We start from the raw sequence: 18,578 nt of genomic DNA, 5'->3' as shown, positions 1-18,578 counted from the left end.
CCTTCACCGCAACACCGCCCCAACCAGCCGGAGACGGCGGCTTCGACGCGGAGCATCTACGGCTTGTAGACTTCGATCGCCTCTGCGAAACCTTGGACTGCGTGCGCGCCGAGCGGCAGGGGATTGCCCCATAGGTGCTCCACGAACGGCTTCGACATCAGCAGCGGCTCGCCGAGGCTCTTGTTCAGATCGGCGATGCGGCTCGCCAGATTCACGTCGCGCCCGATCACCGTGAAATCCAGGCGCTGGCCGGAGCCGACATTACCGTAGGCGGCATCGCCGTGATGCAGCGCAAAGCCGACATTGATCGGCACGGGAAAGCGGCCCTCGTTGTTGGCGGTCTCGATGCGCCGCAAGGCCTTGGTGGCTGCGGTGAGCGCCGATTGCGCAGCGCCGCCCGTGTCGTCACCCTTGTCGCGCACGATGGCGAGCAGCCCGTCGCCGAGATATTTCAGCACCTCCCCGCCCTCGTCCTCGATGGGCGGCACGAGACAATCGAAATAGTTATTCAGCAGTTCGACCGCGCTTTCCGGGCTCAGGGTCGAGGAAATGTGCGTGTAGTCGCGCATGTCGGCGAACAGGATGGCCGAGCGGATGCGCGTCACCTGTCCGCGCTGGATCGCGCCCGAGAGAATGGCCTTGTGCGGATCGTCGCCCACATAGATGCGCAGCACCTCGTCGAGCCGGTTGCTCGTGGCGCGCAGCTCGGTCACGAGGGCGAAGGACGGGATGACCATGCGCAGGATCGTCAACTCGCGCGTGCCGAACCCTTCCGGCGATCGGGTCGCGAAAGAGATCGCGTTCTCGGCCCCGTTCGTGAAGCGGATCGGAATCGTGACGTAGTAGCGGTATCCTGCTTCCTTCAGCTCCGGAATGATCGGGAAGAGATCGTCGGAGGTCTCGGCGAGATCGAGAATCAGCCACTCACCGGTGCGGTTGACATAAGCGAAGGGGCTCGTCTGGTAGATGGCCTCGCGGCGGTCGCCGTGGGGCAGGTAGCGCACGACGGTGCCCTCCTCCCGGGTCCAGAACCGGCCGATCCCGGCATATTCCGAATGCAGCGCCTCGATGGCGGACACGGCGCGGTCGACGGGAAGGCCAAGCTCGATCAGCCGTTCGAGGAAACCGGAGAGAACCTCGTTCGAATCCTCCATCTGGCCCGCGGCCGTGATCAGCCAGTCCCGCAGGCCAATGACGCGCGCGAGGCTTTCGGCATCGAGGCTTCGAGCCATGGTCAAGAGATCGTCCGACGCGAGAGGCGAGAGGGAGGAGGACATCATAAGGCCAAGGTGTGTTGCCCCCGCGGATCCTGCAAGCCGCGAGGTGTCGTTCCCCAGGAAAGCTGGGATGCCCAGACTGAAAGGGCAATGGCTTTGACAGAAGCCGGCGGCCGGAATAGAGCCAAGCCATGGCCAGCATCGATACGCTTTTCGTCACCAAAGTCTACCGCGCCGAGATGACGGGCGCCAAGGCCGAGAGCCGCAATGCGGAGCTCGAAGCCGCCTGCCTGTCCATCGCCGAGGACGACGAGGCGGGCCAGCGCTGGTGCGCCAAGCATGGCTATCCGGGCTACACCTCCTACGCCTCCCTCAACGACCTGCCCTGGCGGGTGCCGGTGTTCGGCGACCTCCTGAAGGAGCTCGACAAGCATGTGACGGCCTTCGCCAAGGAGCTGGAATTCGACCTCCAGGGCCGCAAGCTCGTTCTCGACAGCCTGTGGATCAATATCCTTCCCCCCGGCGGCATCCACACCTCGCATATCCATCCGCATTCGGTGGTGAGCGGCACCTATTACGTAACGATCCCGGAAGGCGCGAGCGCGCTCAAGCTCGAGGACCCGCGCCTCGGCTTCATGATGGCGGCGCCGCCGCGCAAGGCCAAGGCCAAGCAGGAAAACCGGCAGTTCGCCTATATGAAGCCAGCCCCCGGCACCGTGCTTTTGTGGGAAAGCTGGCTGCGCCACGAGGTACCCCTCAACGAGGCCGAGAGCGAGCGCATCAGCGTGAGCTTCAACTATTCCTGGCAGTAGGACCCAGTGGGTCCAGGCAGACCAGACTTCATTCTAACCTCGACCTCATCCTGAGGAGCAGCCGTGAGGCTGCGTCTCGAAGGAGGATTCAGTGCGCGCTGGAATCTCCCTCGAGACGGTCGCTGCGCGACCTCCTCAGGATGAGGGCAGAGTGTTGGCAACATTGCAAAAAATCGAACGCCTACACCTCTGCCCACATCCTGAAGAGATTGGCGCTGGTCTTCGCCAGCAGGTCGAATTCCGGCGTCTTGCCGGATTGGGCGAACAGGCTGCGCTTGGCCGTTTCCAGATCGAAGAGAAGCTCGCGCTTGGCGCTGTCGCGCACATGGCTCTGCGCCCAGCCCACCGCCACCATGCGCTCTCCGCGCGTGACCGGCGCGACTCGGTGCAGGCTCGTCGAATCGTAGGCGACGAGATGGCCCGCAGGCAGCTTGATCTCATCTTCTCCGGACACCGATTCGATCACGAGTTCGCCGCCGTCATAGGTCTCCGGATCGGCCAGGAACAGCGTGAAGGAGACGTCCGTCCGCAGCCCGTGCATCAGCGGGTTGTCCACGTGGGAGCCGTAGGCCTTGCCGGCACCGTAGCGGGCGAAGGTCAGGGGTGTGAGCGCCTTCGGGCGAGCGGCGAGGCCGAAGACCTCGTTGCCGAGGATGGCGCCCGACACCTTATCCCGCAACAGGGTCAGCGCCGCGCCCTCGCGCGCCTGCTCGTTGTCCTTGACGAGCCTGGCGCTCCATCCTGCCGTTGCGCGACCATCCTCGAATCGCATGGAGCCCAGCATGGCGCGGACCTCCTCGAGGTCGGCTTGCGACAGGACATCGGCAATCGTGATCAGCATCGAAAGACACCCTCAGGCTTGTCAGGAGATCCCATAGGATGTAGCTAAATCATTGTAAAGAAAGGCAGTTTTTAGCCATTCTAAACTGCCTGCGGCAGTCCTGCCCGGCCTAGGGAGATACCATGAAGAAACGTAAGATTTGGGCGGGCTTGAGCACCGCCGTGCTGGTCGCAGCGCCCGTGGCTTCTCAGGGCGCCCCACTGCCGGCCCAGGCCCAACCCGGAATCGAAGCCAAGGCCGATCAAAGCCTGCTCCATCTCGCGCAGCACCAGGGCCATGCGACCCCTGCGGCCACGGCCGGCGGCGAGGGAGAGGGCGAAGGTGAAGGCGGCACCGCGCAGCTGCAGCCGTCGCTGCATCTCTATCGCGGCATCGAGATGATCCGCGGCCATCTCCTCGTCGGCGCCGAGCTGATCGAGGCCGGCCGTTGGGCGGATGCCATGCCCCACTTCCTGCACCCGGAAGAGGAGATCTATGCGAGCATTCGCGACCAGCTCAAGACCTACAACGTCGCCCCCTTCCAGGTGGCGCTGAAGGCTCTCTCGCAGACGGTGAAGGCCAAGAACAAGGACGCCTACACCCGCGCCCGCGCGGCCCTCGACGAGCGCCTCGCCGCCGCCGAGACGGCCGTGAAGGCCAAGGAGGAGAACGGCACCTATTTCGTGTTCGAAACCGCGCTCGAAGTGCTGCAGCAGGCAGCCGACGAATACGAGGAAGCGATCGACAAGGGCCGCATCGTCAACGTGGTCGAATACCAGGATGCCCGCGGCTTCGTGCTGGAGGTCGACCGCCTCCTCTCGACCGCCATGCCGGCGATCTCCGCCAAGAACGCCGACGCGGCCAAGGCCGTGCAGGCGAGCCTCAATGACCTGAAGTCGATCTTCCCATCCGTGATGCCGCCCAAGCAGCCCGTCAAGGATATCGGCCCGTTCCTGAGCGACGTCTCGAAGATCGAGCTGCAACTCGGCAACCTGCGCTGATCGACATGGGGCGTTGCGGCCTTGCCGGTACCAGCCGGGTGCTCGCGGTCCTCGCGCTCGCGGCCATCCTCGGCGGGGCGGCCGACAGGCCCGCTCCGCTCGATGCCGGGCATTGGCGCAAGGCCTTCACGCGTCCCGACCACACGCCGGTGCCGCCGGACAATCCGGCGACGCAGGAAAAAGTGTCGCTCGGGGCGAAGCTCTTCGAAGACCCCCGCCTGTCCGGCTCCGGCGACGTGGCCTGCTCGACGTGCCATCAAGCGGATCTGTCGTTCTCCGACGGGATCGACCGGCATCCAGGCCTCGACGGTCAGCCCCTCGACCGCCGCACCCCGCCGCTCTGGAACCTCGCCTGGGCCCTGTCCCTGTTCTGGGACGGACGGGCCGACAGCCTCGAGACCCAGGCTATCGTGCCGATCGAGAACACCCGCGAGATGGCGGGCGATCTCGACCTCTCGCTGCAGGCGCTCTCCGCCGACCCGCAGATGCGCAAGGCCTTCGCCTCCGCTTTTCCGGAGAATCCCGCCGTCACCCGCGCCAACATGGCGAAGGCGCTCGCCGCGTTCCAGCGCACCCTCGTCTCGCCCGAGACCCGGTTCGACCGATGGGTGAAGGGCGAGGATGCGGCGCTGGAGCCGGACGAGCTTGCGGGACTTTCGCTCTTCGTCGGCAAGGCAGCTTGCGTCGCCTGCCACAAGGGCTGGCGCTTCACCGACGACGCCTTCCACGACATCGGCCTGCCGGGGGAGGACAGGGGCCGCGGTCCGATCCTCGGCATCGCAGCGGCCGATCATGCCTTCAAGACGCCGAGCCTGCGCGAGCGGGTCTGGTCCGCGCCCTACATGCATGACGGCTCGCTCGCCGGTTTCGAGGATGTGGTCGACCATTATGCCGACCGCGTCATCAGGCGCCCCACCCTCTCGGCCGACCTGCCACAGCGCCTCGATCTCAGCCCCACCGAGCGCACGCAGCTCGTTGCGTTCCTGAACACCTTGTCCAGCAACGATCCGCCGCGCCCCGCCGGCCTGCCGCCGAAGGTAATGGCCTTCGGCACGGACGCGGAGGCGGTCGCGACCTCCACCGTCAGCCAGAAGGACCGGCGCTTCACGCCCACCTCCGTGCTGCTGAAGGTGGGCGAGGCCCTGCGCATCCTCAACGACGACATCCGCGTCCACAACGTGCGCCTCGATGGACCTGACAAAAGCTTCAACTCCGATGCCCAGAATCCCGGCGACACCGTCACCATCGGCTTCGATCGGGCCGGCCGGTACGACGTGATCTGCGGCATCCATCCGGAGATGCGCCTGAGCGTGACCGTGCTGGCCCCCTCGACAACAGAGCCTGCGCAAAACAAAAAATAGACGCCTCGTTTCCGGCGACAGGATCCCCGCCGTTGGTCTAGATTTGAGCCATGGAACTTCCCCGCGACGACGACACTCTCTTTGCCGCCCTGATCGCCCGCGATCCTTCCTACGAGGGCTTCGCCTATGTGGGCGTGACGACGACCGGCATCTTCTGCCGCCTCACCTGCCCGGCCCGGAAGCCGAAGCGCACGAATGTCGTGTTCTTCTCCTGCCGGGATGCGGCACAGGATGCCGGCTTTCGCGCCTGCCTGCGCTGCAAGCCTCTCGATCTCAAGCGGCCGACGAGCGGCGCCCTCGAGACGCTCAGGGACAGGATCAGGGCCGAGCCCGACCGGCGCTGGAGCGCCGGCGACGTAAGGGCGTTAGGGTACGATCCTTCCACCGTGCGCCGCGCCTTCCAGCGCGAATACGGCGTCACCTTCGCGCAATATGCGCGCTCCCAGCGGCTGGGACTGGCCGTCAACCGATTGCAGCAGGGAGGCTCCGTGATGGATGCGCAACTCGATGCGGGCTACGAATCCGGCAGCGGCTTTCGCGATGCCGTCAGCAGGCTCATCGGCGATGCGCCGATCCGCACCACGGCGCATCAGATCCTGACGGCGCAATGGCTCGATACGCCCATCGGCGCGATGCTCGCGGTGGCGGACGATGCGGGTGTGCATCTGCTCGAATTCGCCGAGCGCAAGGCGCTGCCGACGGAGATCGAGCGCCTGCGCAAGCGCGTCGGACCGATCTGCTTCGGCCAGCACCCGATGCTCGACGTGCTTGCCCGCCAGGTGGATGACTATTTTGCCGGCCACGCTGCCGCTTTCGATATTCCCATCGCTCAGAAAGGCACGCCCTTCGAAGCGATTGTGTGGGACGCGCTACGGCAGATCCCGGCAGGGCAGACGCGCAGCTACGGCGAGATCGCGCGCCATATCGGCCGCCCCGATGCGGCGCGCGCGGCGGCACGGGCCAACGGCGCCAACCAGGTCGCCATCATCGTTCCCTGCCATCGCGTCATCGGCGCCGACGGATCGCTGACCGGATACGGCGGCAAGATCTGGCGCAAGCAATGGCTGCTGGAACACGAGCGGCGCATCGCAACCGATCATTCTCAGCTCTGAGGTCACCATGTCCGATCAAGCAGCCAAGGCCCGCGCGTTCAAGGCGCTCCACGTTTCCGGAAACCCGCTCATTCTCTTCAATGCATGGGATGCCGGCACGGCCAAAGCCGTTGCGGCGAGCGGCGCCAAGGCGCTCGCGACCGGCAGCTGGTCCGTCGCGGCGGCGCACGGTTTCGCGGACGGCGAATACATGCCGTTCGATCTCGCCCTCGCCAATCTCGAACGCATCGTCGCCGCCACCGATCTTCCGGTGACGATCGATCTCGAAAGCGGCTACGGCGCGACGCCGGACGATGTCGGCGCGACCGTCGCCGGCGCGGTGGAGGCCGGCGCCATCGGCTGCAACCTTGAGGACGGTTCCCGCGAGGCCGGCCCGCTGCGCGATGTGGCGGACCAGGTGGCGCGACTCAAGGGTGCGCGCAACGCAGCCGAACGGCTGGGGATTCCCGCCTTCCTGAATGCGCGCACCGACGTCTTTCTGATCGCACCGGCAGCCGAGCATGAAGGCCTCGTCGCGCAGGCTCTCGCGCGCGGCCGCGCTTATGCCGATGCCGGAGCGGACGGGTTCTTCGTGCCGGGCTTAGTGAACGAGACGCTGATCGCCCGCGTCGTCGAGCAATCGCCTCTGCCGGTGAACATCATGATGACCCCGTCAGCGCCCCCGGCCAGGCGGCTTGCGGACCTCGGCGTCGCGCGCATCAGCCACGGACCGGGGCCTTACCGGACGATGATGAAGGCGCTCGAGGACGCTGCGAGGGCGGCGCTGCTCTAGCGGGGCGCCGTCGCCTTCTCAGAAATGCTTCTGCTCGATCTTGGGCAGGAAGTAGGCGAGTAGCCCGATGGCCGGCAGGAACGAGCAGACCTTGTACACGGTCGCGATGCTCGTCATGTCGGCGAGCTGACCGAGCGCCGCTGCGCCGAGGCCGGCCATGCCGAAGGACAGGCCGAAGAATAATCCTGCAATCATGCCGACGCGGCCGGGAACGAGCTCCGTCGCATAGACGAGGATCGCGGAGAACGCCGACGCGATGACGACGCCGATGATCACGCTCAGCACCAAGGTCCAGAACAGGTTTGCGAACGGCAGCGCAAGGGTAAAGGGCAGGACGCCGAGGATCGAGATCCAGATCACGTAGCGGCGCCCGATCCTGTCGCCCACGGGCCCACCGAGAACGGTACCGACCGCGAGAGCGCCGAGGAAGACGAAGAGATAGATCTGCGCGTCCTGCACCGACACCTGGAACTTCGAGATCATGTAGAAGGTGAAATAGTTGGTGAAGCTCGCGACGTAGAAATCCTTCGAGAAGATCAGGAGCATCAGGATCGCGATCGAAACCACGACGCGCTTCCTTGGAACGGAGGATCCCTTCTCCGCGCCGCGCGGCCTCGCGCGCAGATCGGCGAGCTTCGCCCGATACCATCGGCCAACGGCGGAGAGGATCACCATCGCGAGCAGGGCCACGGCTGAGAACCAGGCGATGCTCGGCTGCCCGAACGGGACGACGATGAAGGCCGCGAGCAGCGGCCCGAGCGCGCTTCCCATATTGCCGCCGACCTGGAACACCGATTGCGCCAGGCCAAGGCGCCCGCCTGAGGCGAGGCGTGCGACGCGGGAGGATTCCGGGTGGAAGACCGAGGAACCCATGCCGATCAGGGCCGCGGCGAGCAGCAGCATCGGATAGGACCCTGCCCGCGACAGCGTCAGCAGGCCGACGAGGGTGAATCCCATGCCGACGACCAGCGAGAACGGCTGCGGCCGGCGATCGGTGAAGGTCCCGACCAGGGGCTGGAGCAGCGAGGCGGTGCACTGGAAGGTCAGCGTCAGAAGCCCGATCTGGCCGAAATCCAGATGGAAGCTGCTCTTGAGGATCGGGTAGATCGCCGGCAGCAGAGACTGCATCAGGTCGTTCAGCAGGTGGGAGACGCTGATGGCCGCCAGGATCGGAACCGCGACGCGCTCTGCTGATGGGCGGGCAGGCGCGACGGAGATGGCGGAGGATTCGGTGGTCATCGACAGTCTTCTTGATGCAGCCAAGCTTGCGTTCGAGCCGGGCCTGAGGCGTTTCCAGATCTTCCTATAGACCAGAATGGAGGATCGACCTCCACCCGCTCCTGCAGGGCTGGGTTACGGCCCAGGTAGGGCCCGCCCTCGTTTCAGCCCATGCGACAATGAAACACTAAAACGCTTTGGCCACACCTTTACCCTATTTTGCCTTTACCCGCCGAAGGTATCGCCAATTGGCCCGCAACAGGGCAAAAACATAAGACTAAGGGGTATTTCATGTCGCAAGCGACGGCCTACGAGCAGTTCATGCTCGAATTGGTGAACCGCGAGCGTGCCATGACGGGCGCCCAGCCGCTCGTCTTCAACGGCAACCTCAACGATTCTGCGGATGCGCACAGCAGCTGGATGATCGGAACCGATACCTTCTCCCACATCGGGCTGAGTGGCTCGTCGCCGACCGACCGGATGAGGAATGCCGGCTATGCCTTCTCCGGAACCTGGGCCTCGGCCGAGAACATCGCCTGGGCGAGCACACGCGACCCGGCGGGCTATCAGGACGAGGTGCAGCTGCTGCACACGAACCTGATGAACAGCCCCGGCCACAAGGCCAATATCCTCAACGGCACTTATCGCGAGATCGGCATCGGCTTCCAGACCGGCGCCTACCAGACTTGGGACGGCGCCTTCGTCACCCAGAATTTCGCCCTGTCCGGCACAAAGGTTTTCCTCACCGGCGTGACCATGGACGACAAGGACGGCGATCATTTCTACGATGTCGGAGAAGGATTGGGCGGCCTCACGATCACCGCCGTCAGCACAACGGGCGCGAGCACCAGTACCGCCTCCCAGAGCGCCGGCGGCTACAGCCTCGCGCTGGATCCCGGCACCTATACGGTCACCTTCTCGGGCGGCGGCTATTCCTCCGTGACCAAGACGGTGGCCGTCGGCTCCAAGAACGTGAAGCTCGATCTCGTCGATCCCGCCGGAGCACCCGTGGCCACTCCGACGCCGCCGATCGACGGCACCGCCGCCGGCGAAACCCTCAACGGCACGGGCGGCGCGAACACGATCAACGGCCTCGCCGGCAACGACAGGATCTACGGCAAGGCCGGAAGCGACCGTCTCCATGGCGGAACGGGCAACGACAAGCTCTACGGCGATGCCGGCAATGACCGGCTCTATGGGGATTCAGGCAAGGACATTCTCAACGGCGGCAGCGGCAACGACATCCTCACCGGCGGCACGAACGCAGATACGTTCCGCTTCTCGGGCAAGTGGGGGAAGGACAAGATCGTCGACTTCAAGAATGCCAGCGACCACATCGATCTGCGCGGCAATGGTCTGAGCTTCGACAAGCTGAGCATCGGCGCGTACAACGCGGACAGCGACGGCAAGGCGGACGACGTGCTGATCAAGGCCGGCAGCCAGTCGATCACGCTGCTCAACGTGAAGCTCGCGCTGATCGGCGCCTCGGATTTTTTGTTCTAAAAGGCTGGCTCATCAATCTCCGACCTCATCCTGAGGAGGTCACGCAGTGACCGTCTCGAAGGAGATTTCAGAGAGCACTGGATCCTCCTTCGAGACGCAGCTTCGCTGCTCCTCAGGATGAGGGCTGTGAGTGCACTATCGTTGTCCAAGCAAGCCCCTGAAGGACGTAAATTCAAACGAAAAGGCGGGCCCGAGACGGCCCGCCTTTCTTATTGGCTCGCTTACACGACAATTACTCGGCGGCGACGAGAACGGCTTCCCCCGTCGGAGTGTGCGTCTCGACGGTGCCGTCGTAGACGGCCCGGTCGAGAACGCGCTCCTCTTGCGCCACGACCACCGGCACGAGAATCTGGCCCGTCACGTTGGTCATGGTGCGCATCATGTCGACGACGCGGTCGATGGCGACGATATAGCCGATTCCTTCCAGCGGCAGGCCCGCGGTGCTCAAGGTCAGCGTGAGCATGACGATGGAGGTGCCCGGCACGCCGGCGGTGCCGAGCGAGCCCAGAACGGCGGTGAGGCCGATCAGCACGTACTGCGTCAGCGAGAGGTCGAGGCCGAAATACTGCGCGATGAAGATCGAGGCGATGGCGGGATAGATCGCGCCGCAGCCGTCCATCTTCACATTGGCGCCGAGCGGAACCGCGAAGCTCGCATAGCTCTGCGGCACGCCGAGCTTCTCGACGGCGACGCGCAGGGACATCGGCAGGGTGGCAAGGCTCGACGAGGTGGCGAAGGCCATCTGCATCGCAGGCGCCGCGCCGCGGAAGAAGCGGCCGACCTTCAGGCCGTGCAGCTTCAAGAGGCCGCCATAGACCACGACGATGTGGAACAGGCAGGCGAGATACATGGCCGCGATGAACTTGCCGAGCGGGAGCAGCGAGGCAAGGCCGTAGCGCCCGACGACCCAGGCGATGAGGCCGAAGGTGCCGATGGGCGTGAGCTGCAGCACCCAGCGCGTGATGCGGAAGACGAGCGTCGCGCCCTGATCGACCAGGTTGCGGATGCCGGCGGTCTTCTCCCCCAGGGAGACGAGGGCCGCGCCGACGATGCCGGCGAAGAACAGCACCTGCAGCACGTTGGTGTCGGCCATAGCCTTGATCGGGTTCGTCGGCACGATGCCGATCAGCACCTCGAGCGGGCTCGGGATCGTACGCGGCTTCACCTCGCCGAGCGGCAGGTTCGACAGGCCGAGGCCGGGATCGATCAGATGGCCGAAGGCGATGCCCACCAGCACGGCGATGGCCGAGGTGGCGATGAACCAGAACAGGGTGCGCAACCCTAAGCTCGCCACGTTGCCGGCCTCCGCCAGCCTGGCTACGCTCGACGTGATGGTGAAGAACACGAGCGGGATGACGATCATCCGCACGAGGTTCAGGTAGATGTCGCCGAGCGGCTTGAACCAGATCGCCGCCTGCTCGCCCGCCAGCACGCCGGCCAGGATGCCGAGGGCGAAGCCCACCGCAACCCGCTGCCAGAGCGGGCGGGTAAACCACGATTTAAACATGTTGATTGCCTTATATTCACGAATTTCACGTGCAAATAGAGCTTTTGGCGCAAAAGCTCAATTGCGGCCGGCGCAGGGCAGGGTCTGGAGCGCCGCATGGGTGGGAGGGGCTCACAATGGCGTGTGAGACGTTGCCCCTCCGGAATGCCCGTCCATTTTCCGTTCTGTGCGACAGCGCCATGGATGTCCCAGCTCTTCATGCATCTCCTCTCAAGCTTCGCCCACCCTAAAGCCGGATTGGCGTTCCTCCTGGCGCTGACCTTGGCGTTCGGCGCGTCCGCACAGCCTGCCGCCCCTCCTCTCACGCCGGACAGGACGCTGATCGAGGAGACGGTCGAGCGCGCCGCGGCTGTGCCCAATCTCCGCTCGCTCATCGTGTCCCATGACGGAACTGTGCTGGCGGAACGGGCGCTCCAGGGCGCGCGGCTCGACCGGCCGACGAACATCAAGTCGGCCTCCAAGACGATCATCTCGGCGCTCGTCGGCGTCGCCATCGGGCGCGGCGTCCTGCAGGGCACCGGGCAGCCCATCGCATCGATCCTCGGGCCGAGCATTCCGTCCGATGCCGATGCGCGGATCCGGCAGGTCACCATCGGCCATCTGCTCTCCATGCAGGCAGGATTGGAGCGCACCTCGGGCCGCAATTACGGCGCCTGGATCGGCAGCGGCAACTGGGTCCGCTACGCGCTCTCGCGTCCCTTCGTCGACGAGCCCGGCGGGCGCATGCTCTATTCCACCGGCAGCACGCATCTCCTCTCGGCGGCACTGACGCGCGCCGCGAAGCGCAGCACCCTGGAGCTTGCCCGCGACTGGCTCGGCGAGCCTCTCGAGATCACGATCGCGCCGTGGACACGCGATCCGCAGGGCATCTTTCTCGGCGGCAACGAGATGGCGCTCTCGCCACGCGCGCTTCATCGCTTCGGCGAGATGTACCGGCTCGGCGGCACTATCGACGGCAAGCGCGTGGTGCCGGAGAACTGGGTTCGGGAATCCTGGACGCCGCGCACGTCCTCCCCCTTCACCGGCGACCGATACGGCTATGGCTGGTTCCTGCGCGAGATGCACGGACACATGGCCTATTACGCCTGGGGCTTCGGTGGGCAGATGCTCTACGTGATCCCGAGCCTCGGGCTGACGGTGACGATGGCCTCCAATTCCACGGAACCCTCGCGTGAAGACAATTATGTCGGACAGCTTCATGCGCTCGTCGCGGACGGCATCGTTCCGGCGTTGCTGCCGAAGGAGAACGAGACGACCGGCAGCTTGGGAACGAACGATCCGCAGCCGTCCGAGAAACCGCTTTAGGTGTGATGCATGTTTCCCCTTCCTTGCGAGAAGGGATGACGGGTGAAGGTCGGAACTCGACACCTCATCCAGCATGCACAAAGTCTATACAGCACATCCCCTCTCCCGAGCGGGAGAGGGGCAGGGGTGAGGGTGGGGCGCATGATCGACCCAGCGCCACCGCTTCCGCCGCGACACGTCTCCCTCACCGCTTCATCCGGCACCGGCCTTCCCTCACCCCGACCCTCTCCCACCCGGGAGAGGGAGAAATGCCAATCTGGTTTTAAGATTTCACCTTCCCGGCGGCTTTCTTCGACATGTTGAGCGCGACCGCAGCACGGATGAGCGCCTTCAGCGCCTCTTCATCGATCGTCTCGCCCTCACGGATATCAATGGCGCGTCGGGTATTGCCTTCGAGGCTGGAATTGAAGAGGCCGGAAGGATCCTCCAGCGAAGCCCCCTTGGCGAAGGTCAGCTTCACGACGGTCTTGTAGGTCTCGCCGGTGCAGATGATGCCGGCATGCGACCACACCGGAACGCCTCGCCATTTCCACTCCTCGACCACGTCGGGATCGGCCTGCCTGATGAGATTTCGGACACGGGCGAGCGTCTCGCCGCGCCAGTCGCTCAACTCCTCGATTTTTGCATCGATCAGCCGAGAGGGATTGTCCCCTTCATTGGCCTCCACCGCATCGTTCTTCTTCATGATTGTCGTCGCTTTCTTCATCCGTTGTCGCTCACATTCTCTCGCCGGGCAATTGGCCGGCTTGCTTCACCCAGTCGACGAACTGAGCTTCGTCCAGTCGGTCATCTTCGTGGATGTGGAAGTAGCGCACATCCTTGTGCTTGGATGTTTCGGGAGGGGCAGGATTCAGCGACGCACCGCGGAAGAAAGCCACCTTGATGTATTTTGTGAAGCAATGAAGGCTGAGGAACCACCCCTCGCCATCGACGCCATATAGCGGCGAGTTCCATTTGACGGCCTTGTGCACATCGGGGATCGTGCGCGCGATGAGCGCGTCTAGGCGGCGTCCGACATCGCTCTTCCAGCCCGGCATGGCGGCGATGTAAGCCTGCACCAGAGCATCGCCATATCCTTTCGCGATCTGGGGATTGCCACCCGAGAGGAGAGTCGGCTGCGCGGCGTTGGCCGGCTTGCGGATCGACGACTTCTGAGGTGTGGCCGCCTTTGCGGCCTTCGCCGGCTTCTTGGGGGTCTTTTTAACCGCAGGATCGGTCATGATGGGTGCCTTCACGATTGGCGATGTGCTGACGCGCTTCATACTGCTCCTATTGTGTAAACGAGCCCTAATCCAGCAGCAGCTTCAGCACCAGCGGCAGAAGCAGCGCGGTGACGAGCGCGTTGAGGCCCATGGCGATGCCGGCGAAGGTGCCGGCGAGCGAATTGACCTGAAACGCGCGCGCCGTCCCGATGCCGTGCGAGGCTAGCCCCACCGCGAAGCCGCGGGCGCGCCAGTCCTTCATGCGCAAGGCGTTCATGAGCGGCGTGACCATGATCGAACCGGTGACGCCGGTGAGCATGACGAGAATGGCCGTGAGAGCCGGATCGCCGCCGAGCGCTTCCGTGATGCCCATGCCCACCGGCGCGGTGACGGATTTCGGCGCGAGCGAGATGAGGATGGATTTTGGCATGCCGAAGAGCTGCGCGATGCCCACGGCCGAGACGATGGCCGTCACCGAACCGACCACGAGCGCCACCGTCATCGGCACGATGGAGCGCAGCACGATGTGCCGGTTCTCGTAGAGCGGAATGGCCAGCGCCACGGTCGCGGGACCGAGCAGGAAATGCACGAATTTCGCGCCCTCGAAATAGACCGGATAGGATGTGCGCGTCGCCCACAGCACGAGCGCGACGGCGACGACCGAGATCAGCACCGGATTGAAGAGCGGATGCCGCTTGAAGGCCTGCGAGATGCGGTCCGCGACGATATAGGCGCAGAGCGTCACGACGAGCCAGAGCAGCGGGGTCTGCGAGAGATAGACCCAGAGCGAGAAGGCCTGGTCAGTCACGGGCTTTGCCCTCCTCCGCGGATTCCATCGACGAGCCGCTCAAGCGCGACACCACGACGAAGGTCACCACCGTCACGACCAGGGTCACGAAGGTCGATACGACGAGCGCGACGGCAAGGCCGGTGCCGTAATCCGCCAGCACGTCGAGCCGCTGAACCACGCCGACGCTCGCGGGAATGAAGAGCAGCGAGAGATGCGCCAGAAGCCCCTTGCCCGTCGAGTCGAGGGTCTTGCCGAGTTCGGGCACCTTTTTCGCGACGCTGTCGCGCAGGCTCAGGAAGACGAGGAGAAAAAGCATCCCGAGCACCGGACCGGGCAGCGGCCAGCCGACCCCGCGGGCGACGACCTCGCCGAGGAGCTGGCAGAGGAGGATGACGGTCAGACCGAAGATCATGGAAAAGCCTCTCTATCCGGCCGCGCGATAACGCGGGTGCGGAGCCCCTGGTATAATGGCCGCGGTCCGATGCAAAGCGCCCGCCTCCGACAGATCGGGCCGGCATTGTTGCGCCAAGCTTGACCATGATACGAACCGGAGGAGCACGGTCAAAGGGCACGGAGGGCGAAAAGCCGGATGGACGATACCTCTCTCTTCTTTCGCCTGGCGGTCGCCCTCGCCATCGGCCTGCTCGTCGGCCTGGAGCGCGGCTGGCAGCAGCGGGACGAGGCGGAGGGAGAGCGCACCGCGGGCCTGCGCACCTACACGCTGGTCGCCCTGCTCGGCGCCCTGTCGGCCGTCCTGACGAGCCATACCGATGCCGCCTTCCTCGCCCTCTCGTTTCTCGGATTTTCCCTGGCCTTCACCGCCTTCTCCTGGCTGGAGGCGAAGGCGGAGGGCAACTTCAGCGTCACCGGCGTCGTGGCAGGGCTCATCACCTTCGCCCTCGGCGCCTATGCGGTGCTCGGCGAGCTTCAGGTTGCGATCGCAGCTGGCGTGGTCGTCACCCTCATCCTCGCGCTGAAGCGGCCGCTGCACCAGTGGCTGCGGCGGCTGACCTGGCTGGAGATCCGCTCCGCGCTGATCCTGCTCGCCATGACGTTCCTGGCGCTGCCGCTGCTGCCGGACCGGACCGTCGATCCATGGGATTCCGTCAACCCATCGGAGATCTGGCTGCTCGCCATCATCATCGCGGCGGTGTCCTTCGCCGGCTACATCGCGGTCAAGATCATGGGGAGCCAGGCCGGCGTGGCGCTTGCGGCGCTCGCAGGCGGCCTCGCCTCCTCCACCGCCACCACGCTCACCCTCGCCCGCATGGCGCGCGAGCATCCGGATGCGAGCCCGCTGCTCGCCGGCGGCATCCTTCTGTCGGGTTCGGTGATGGTCGCCCGCGTGCTGGTCGTGGCGAGCGCCCTGAACCGGGAACTTCTCCTCCCGCTCGCATGGCCCCTCGGCGCGGCAGGCCTCGTGATGATCGCGACCGCAGGCCTGCTGTTCTTCACCCACGGCAGAGGACGCAGCGAGCATCCGCAGCTTTCCATGAAGAGCCCCTTCGAGCTCGGCACCGCGTTGAAGCTCGCCGGTTTGATCACGGTGATCAGCCTGCTGGCGAAGGTGATCAGCACATCCGTGGGCAATGCCGGCATCACCGTTCTGGCGATCCTCTCCGGCATCGCCGATGTGGATGCCATCACGCTCTCGCTGGCGCGACTGGCGAATAACGGCATCGGCCTTGCGACCGCAGCGCTCGGCATCGGCATCGCCGCGGCGGTGAACACGGTCGTGAAGGCCGGGATGACGGTGAGCTTAGGGGGAATGAAGGCCGGCTGGATCGTCTCGGCGGCGAGCGCCGCCGCCATCGCGGCGGGCGGAACGGCCTTCGCCTTCTTCGGTTGACATGAAAAAGGCGGGTCGTGAAACCCGCCTTTGAACCTGCTTCAGTTGTCGAGGAAGCTCCGGAGCTTCCGGCTCCGCGACGGATGCTTGAGCTTGCGCAGGGCCTTCGCCTCGATCTGACGGATGCGCTCGCGGGTCACCGAGAACTGCTGGCCAACCTCCTCGAGGGTGTGGTCGGTGTTCATGCCGATGCCGAAGCGCATGCGCAGCACGCGCTCCTCGCGCGGGGTCAACGACGCGAGGACTCGCGTCGTCGTCTCACGAAGATTGCTCTGGATCGCCGCATCGATGGGCAGGATCGCGTTCTTGTCCTCGATGAAGTCGCCGAGATGCGAATCCTCCTCGTCGCCGATCGGCGTCTCGAGGGAGATCGGCTCCTTGGCGATCTTGAGAACCTTGCGCACCTTCTCCAGCGGCATGGCGAGCTTTTCGGCCAGCTCCTCCGGGGTCGGCTCGCGGCCGATCTCGTGCAGCATCTGGCGCGAGGTGCGGACGATCTTGTTGATCGTCTCGATCATGTGCACCGGGATGCGGATCGTGCGGGCCTGGTCGGCGATCGAGCGGGTGATCGCCTGCCGGATCCACCAGGTGGCATAGGTCGAGAACTTGTAGCCGCGCCGGTACTCGAACTTGTCGACCGCCTTCATCAGGCCGATATTGCCCTCCTGGATCAGGTCCAGGAACTGCAGGCCGCGGTTCGTGTATTTCTTGGCGATGGAGATCACGAGGCGCAGGTTCGCCTCGATCATTTCCTTCTTCGCCTGGCGCGCCTCGCGCTCGCCCTTCTGCACCATCATGACGATGCGGCGGAATTCCTGGATCTCCAGGCCGGTCTCGCTCGCCAGATTGTGGATGTTCTCGCGCAGGTCGTGGATGCCGTCCTTCGCCTTGGCGACGAAGTCCTTCCAGCCCCTGCCGCCGAGCTTGGAGACGCGCAGCACCCATTTGGGATCGAGTTCCCATCCCTGGTAGTGCTTGAGGAACTCCTCGCGGGCGACGCCGTGGCTCTCGGCCAGGCGCATCAGGCGGCCCTCATGGGAGATGAGGCGCTTGTTGATGTCGTAGAGCTGCTCGACCAGGGCCTCGATGCGGTTGTTGTTCAGCGACAGCGACTTCACCGCGGTGACGATATCCGCCTTGAGTTCCTTGTACTTGCGCTCCTGGGCCGGGGTCAGCTGCTTGTTCTGCATGCGCTGTTCCACATGCTCGACCTGCAGGCGGCGCAGCTTCTTGTAGTTGTCGGCGATGGAGTCGAAGGTTTCGAGCACGCGCGGCTTCAGCTCGGCCTCCATGGCCGAGAGCGACACGTTGTTCTCCATGTCGTCGTCGTCGAGCTCGCCCTCGGGCGGGGTCATGCCCTCCTCAGTCTCGGCCGTCTCTTCTTCGGCCTCGCCCTCGGCGAGACCGTCCACCTTCGGCGCGCCCTTGCCGTCGGGTCCGGCGTAAGTGGCTTCGAGGTCGATGATGTCGCGCAAAAGCACCCGGCCTTCGACGAGCTCGTCGCGCCAGATGATGATGGCCTGGAAGGTCAGCGGGCTTTCGCACAGGCCCGCGATCATCGCCTCGCGGCCAGCCTCGATGCGCTTGGCGATCGCGATCTCGCCCTCGCGGGAGAGAAGCTCCACCGAGCCCATCTCGCGCAGGTACATGCGCACCGGATCGTCGGTGCGGTCGGTCGGTTCCTTGGTCGTCGTCTCGCGGACGACGACGGCGCGGGTCTGCGCGGTCTCGACGAGGTCGCCGCTGTCGGCTTCCTCCTCTTCGGTCTCGGCCTGAGCGTTCTCGTCCGTCTCCTCGGACTCGACCACGTTGATGCCCATCTCCGAGAGCTGCCCGAGCACGTCCTCGATCTGTTCCGAGTTGAACTCCTCGGGAGGCAGAACCTCGTTCAGCTCATCATAGGTGACATAGCCGCGCTTCTTCGCGAGCTTGATCATCCGCTTGACGGCGGCATCGCTCAGGTCGAGCAGAGGCCCGTCGGTCTGCTGCTCGGTCGTCGTCGTATCGCCTTCGTCGCCGCCGGTTGTCTTCGTTGCCATGCTTTGCTCAACTCCAGCGCTTCGCCCATCCCCCCTACAGGACCTGCGATGCGCGAATGGGCGGCAAGCC

Annotated in this window: 17 protein-coding genes; 8 read left to right on the top strand and 9 right to left on the bottom strand. The window is 65.0% G+C overall.

The genetic code is table 11. The annotated features are described in order from the left end of the window. Positions 1-56: 56 nt before the first annotated feature. Positions 57-1,232 carry an adenylate/guanylate cyclase domain-containing protein gene (locus BB934_RS18950; protein ID WP_237050014.1) on the bottom strand — a complete coding sequence of 392 codons (1,176 nt, stop codon included), beginning with the start codon at positions 1,230-1,232 and terminating at the stop codon, positions 57-59. Between the two features lie 176 nt (positions 1,233-1,408). Between BB934_RS18950 and BB934_RS18945 the strand changes: the two genes are divergently transcribed. Beyond that, positions 1,409-2,029, top strand: coding sequence for a TIGR02466 family protein (locus BB934_RS18945; protein ID WP_099511023.1), 621 nt, complete (start codon positions 1,409-1,411; stop codon positions 2,027-2,029). 181 nt (positions 2,030-2,210) lie between these two features. Here BB934_RS18945 and BB934_RS18940 read toward each other — a convergent pair whose 3' ends face one another. Further along, positions 2,211-2,870, bottom strand: coding sequence for a Fe2+-dependent dioxygenase (locus BB934_RS18940; protein WP_099511022.1), 660 nt, complete (start codon positions 2,868-2,870; stop codon positions 2,211-2,213). A gap of 122 nt (positions 2,871-2,992) precedes the next feature. Here BB934_RS18940 and BB934_RS18935 point away from each other — a divergent pair, with 122 nt between their 5' ends. The 4 genes from BB934_RS18935 to BB934_RS18920 are packed head-to-tail and all read left to right on the top strand — an operon-like array spanning position 2,993 to position 7,095. Beyond that, the gene (locus tag BB934_RS18935; protein WP_099511021.1) at positions 2,993-3,850 is read left to right on the top strand and encodes a hypothetical protein; all 858 of its coding nucleotides are present in this window, start codon (positions 2,993-2,995) and stop codon (positions 3,848-3,850) included. Between the two features lie 5 nt (positions 3,851-3,855). Further along, positions 3,856-5,211, top strand: coding sequence for a cytochrome c peroxidase (locus tag BB934_RS18930; protein WP_099511020.1), 1,356 nt, complete (start codon positions 3,856-3,858; stop codon positions 5,209-5,211). A gap of 50 nt (positions 5,212-5,261) precedes the next feature. Next, positions 5,262-6,323: a bifunctional transcriptional activator/DNA repair enzyme AdaA gene (locus BB934_RS18925; protein WP_099511019.1), complete on the top strand. Its 1,062-nt coding sequence runs from the start codon at positions 5,262-5,264 to the stop codon at positions 6,321-6,323. A 7-nt stretch (positions 6,324-6,330) separates the two neighbouring features. Next, positions 6,331-7,095 (top strand): isocitrate lyase/PEP mutase family protein, encoded by a 765-nt coding sequence (locus BB934_RS18920; protein WP_099511018.1) that lies wholly within the window; start codon positions 6,331-6,333, stop codon positions 7,093-7,095. A gap of 18 nt (positions 7,096-7,113) precedes the next feature. Here BB934_RS18920 and BB934_RS18915 read toward each other — a convergent pair whose 3' ends face one another. Then, a complete protein-coding gene (locus BB934_RS18915; RefSeq protein WP_099511017.1) occupies positions 7,114-8,334 on the bottom strand; it encodes an MFS transporter in 1,221 nt (406 codons plus the stop codon). Positions 8,335-8,604: 270 nt separating this feature from the next. On the opposite strand from BB934_RS18915, the gene BB934_RS18910 reads away from it, so the two are divergent. After that, positions 8,605-9,816 (top strand): CAP domain-containing protein, encoded by a 1,212-nt coding sequence (locus BB934_RS18910; protein ID WP_099511016.1) that lies wholly within the window; start codon positions 8,605-8,607, stop codon positions 9,814-9,816. Positions 9,817-10,048: 232 nt separating this feature from the next. Here BB934_RS18910 and BB934_RS18905 read toward each other — a convergent pair whose 3' ends face one another. Next, complete coding sequence (locus BB934_RS18905) at positions 10,049-11,323, bottom strand: dicarboxylate/amino acid:cation symporter (protein WP_099511015.1); 1,275 nt, start codon at positions 11,321-11,323, stop codon at positions 10,049-10,051. A 183-nt stretch (positions 11,324-11,506) separates the two neighbouring features. Between BB934_RS18905 and BB934_RS18900 the strand changes: the two genes are divergently transcribed. Beyond that, on the top strand, positions 11,507-12,628 hold the full coding sequence (locus tag BB934_RS18900) for a serine hydrolase domain-containing protein (protein WP_210422107.1): 1,122 nt from the start codon (positions 11,507-11,509) through the stop codon (positions 12,626-12,628). 262 nt (positions 12,629-12,890) lie between these two features. On the opposite strand, the gene BB934_RS18895 is transcribed toward BB934_RS18900, so the two are convergent. From BB934_RS18895 to BB934_RS18880, 4 genes are all read right to left on the bottom strand, one after another. After that, entirely contained in the window at positions 12,891-13,334 is a 444-nt protein-coding gene (locus BB934_RS18895; RefSeq protein ID WP_099511014.1) for a DUF1801 domain-containing protein, read from the bottom strand. 10 nt (positions 13,335-13,344) lie between these two features. Then, the gene (locus BB934_RS18890) at positions 13,345-13,848 is read right to left on the bottom strand and encodes a DUF1801 domain-containing protein (RefSeq protein ID WP_173909469.1); all 504 of its coding nucleotides are present in this window, start codon (positions 13,846-13,848) and stop codon (positions 13,345-13,347) included. A gap of 67 nt (positions 13,849-13,915) precedes the next feature. Continuing rightward, positions 13,916-14,638 (bottom strand): LrgB family protein, encoded by a 723-nt coding sequence (locus BB934_RS18885; protein WP_099511012.1) that lies wholly within the window; start codon positions 14,636-14,638, stop codon positions 13,916-13,918. Further along, entirely contained in the window at positions 14,631-15,032 is a 402-nt protein-coding gene (locus BB934_RS18880; RefSeq protein ID WP_099511011.1) for a CidA/LrgA family protein, read from the bottom strand. The genes BB934_RS18885 and BB934_RS18880 overlap by 8 nt, the downstream gene beginning before the upstream one ends. Before the next feature lie 177 nt (positions 15,033-15,209). On the opposite strand from BB934_RS18880, the gene BB934_RS18875 reads away from it, so the two are divergent. Next, on the top strand, positions 15,210-16,469 hold the full coding sequence (locus tag BB934_RS18875; protein WP_099511010.1) for an MgtC/SapB family protein: 1,260 nt from the start codon (positions 15,210-15,212) through the stop codon (positions 16,467-16,469). Between the two features lie 41 nt (positions 16,470-16,510). On the opposite strand, the gene rpoD is transcribed toward BB934_RS18875, so the two are convergent. Further along, the gene (rpoD, locus tag BB934_RS18870; RefSeq protein ID WP_099511009.1) at positions 16,511-18,508 is read right to left on the bottom strand and encodes an RNA polymerase sigma factor RpoD; all 1,998 of its coding nucleotides are present in this window, start codon (positions 18,506-18,508) and stop codon (positions 16,511-16,513) included. Between the last annotated feature and the right edge of the window lie 70 nt (positions 18,509-18,578).

The organism is Microvirga ossetica, assembly GCF_002741015.1.
Taxonomy (GTDB): domain Bacteria; phylum Pseudomonadota; class Alphaproteobacteria; order Rhizobiales; family Beijerinckiaceae; genus Microvirga; species Microvirga ossetica.
Note: the sequence above shows the minus strand (reverse complement) of the source record. Positions and strands in the feature narration are given on the sequence as shown.

What these genes read in the sequence shown, in the direction of transcription:
- BB934_RS18945 (WP_099511023.1), top strand. Translation starts at nt 1,409, where the DNA reads ATGGCCAGCATCGATACGCTTTTCGTCACCAAAGTCTACCGCGCCGAG.
- BB934_RS18875 (WP_099511010.1), top strand. Translation starts at nt 15,210, where the DNA reads ATGGACGATACCTCTCTCTTCTTTCGCCTGGCGGTCGCCCTCGCCATC.
- BB934_RS18940 (WP_099511022.1), bottom strand. Translation starts at nt 2,870, where the DNA reads ATGCTGATCACGATTGCCGATGTCCTGTCGCAAGCCGACCTCGAGGAG.
- rpoD (WP_099511009.1), bottom strand. Translation starts at nt 18,508, where the DNA reads ATGGCAACGAAGACAACCGGCGGCGACGAAGGCGATACGACGACGACC.
- BB934_RS18915 (WP_099511017.1), bottom strand. Translation starts at nt 8,334, where the DNA reads ATGACCACCGAATCCTCCGCCATCTCCGTCGCGCCTGCCCGCCCATCA.
- BB934_RS18895 (WP_099511014.1), bottom strand. Translation starts at nt 13,334, where the DNA reads ATGAAGAAAGCGACGACAATCATGAAGAAGAACGATGCGGTGGAGGCC.
- BB934_RS18930 (WP_099511020.1), top strand. Translation starts at nt 3,856, where the DNA reads ATGGGGCGTTGCGGCCTTGCCGGTACCAGCCGGGTGCTCGCGGTCCTC.
- BB934_RS18950 (WP_237050014.1), bottom strand. Translation starts at nt 1,232, where the DNA reads ATGGCTCGAAGCCTCGATGCCGAAAGCCTCGCGCGCGTCATTGGCCTG.
- BB934_RS18900 (WP_210422107.1), top strand. Translation starts at nt 11,507, where the DNA reads ATGTCCCAGCTCTTCATGCATCTCCTCTCAAGCTTCGCCCACCCTAAA.
- BB934_RS18925 (WP_099511019.1), top strand. Translation starts at nt 5,262, where the DNA reads ATGGAACTTCCCCGCGACGACGACACTCTCTTTGCCGCCCTGATCGCC.
- BB934_RS18890 (WP_173909469.1), bottom strand. Translation starts at nt 13,848, where the DNA reads ATGACCGATCCTGCGGTTAAAAAGACCCCCAAGAAGCCGGCGAAGGCC.
- BB934_RS18880 (WP_099511011.1), bottom strand. Translation starts at nt 15,032, where the DNA reads ATGATCTTCGGTCTGACCGTCATCCTCCTCTGCCAGCTCCTCGGCGAG.
- BB934_RS18935 (WP_099511021.1), top strand. Translation starts at nt 2,993, where the DNA reads ATGAAGAAACGTAAGATTTGGGCGGGCTTGAGCACCGCCGTGCTGGTC.
- BB934_RS18905 (WP_099511015.1), bottom strand. Translation starts at nt 11,323, where the DNA reads ATGTTTAAATCGTGGTTTACCCGCCCGCTCTGGCAGCGGGTTGCGGTG.
- BB934_RS18920 (WP_099511018.1), top strand. Translation starts at nt 6,331, where the DNA reads ATGTCCGATCAAGCAGCCAAGGCCCGCGCGTTCAAGGCGCTCCACGTT.
- BB934_RS18910 (WP_099511016.1), top strand. Translation starts at nt 8,605, where the DNA reads ATGTCGCAAGCGACGGCCTACGAGCAGTTCATGCTCGAATTGGTGAAC.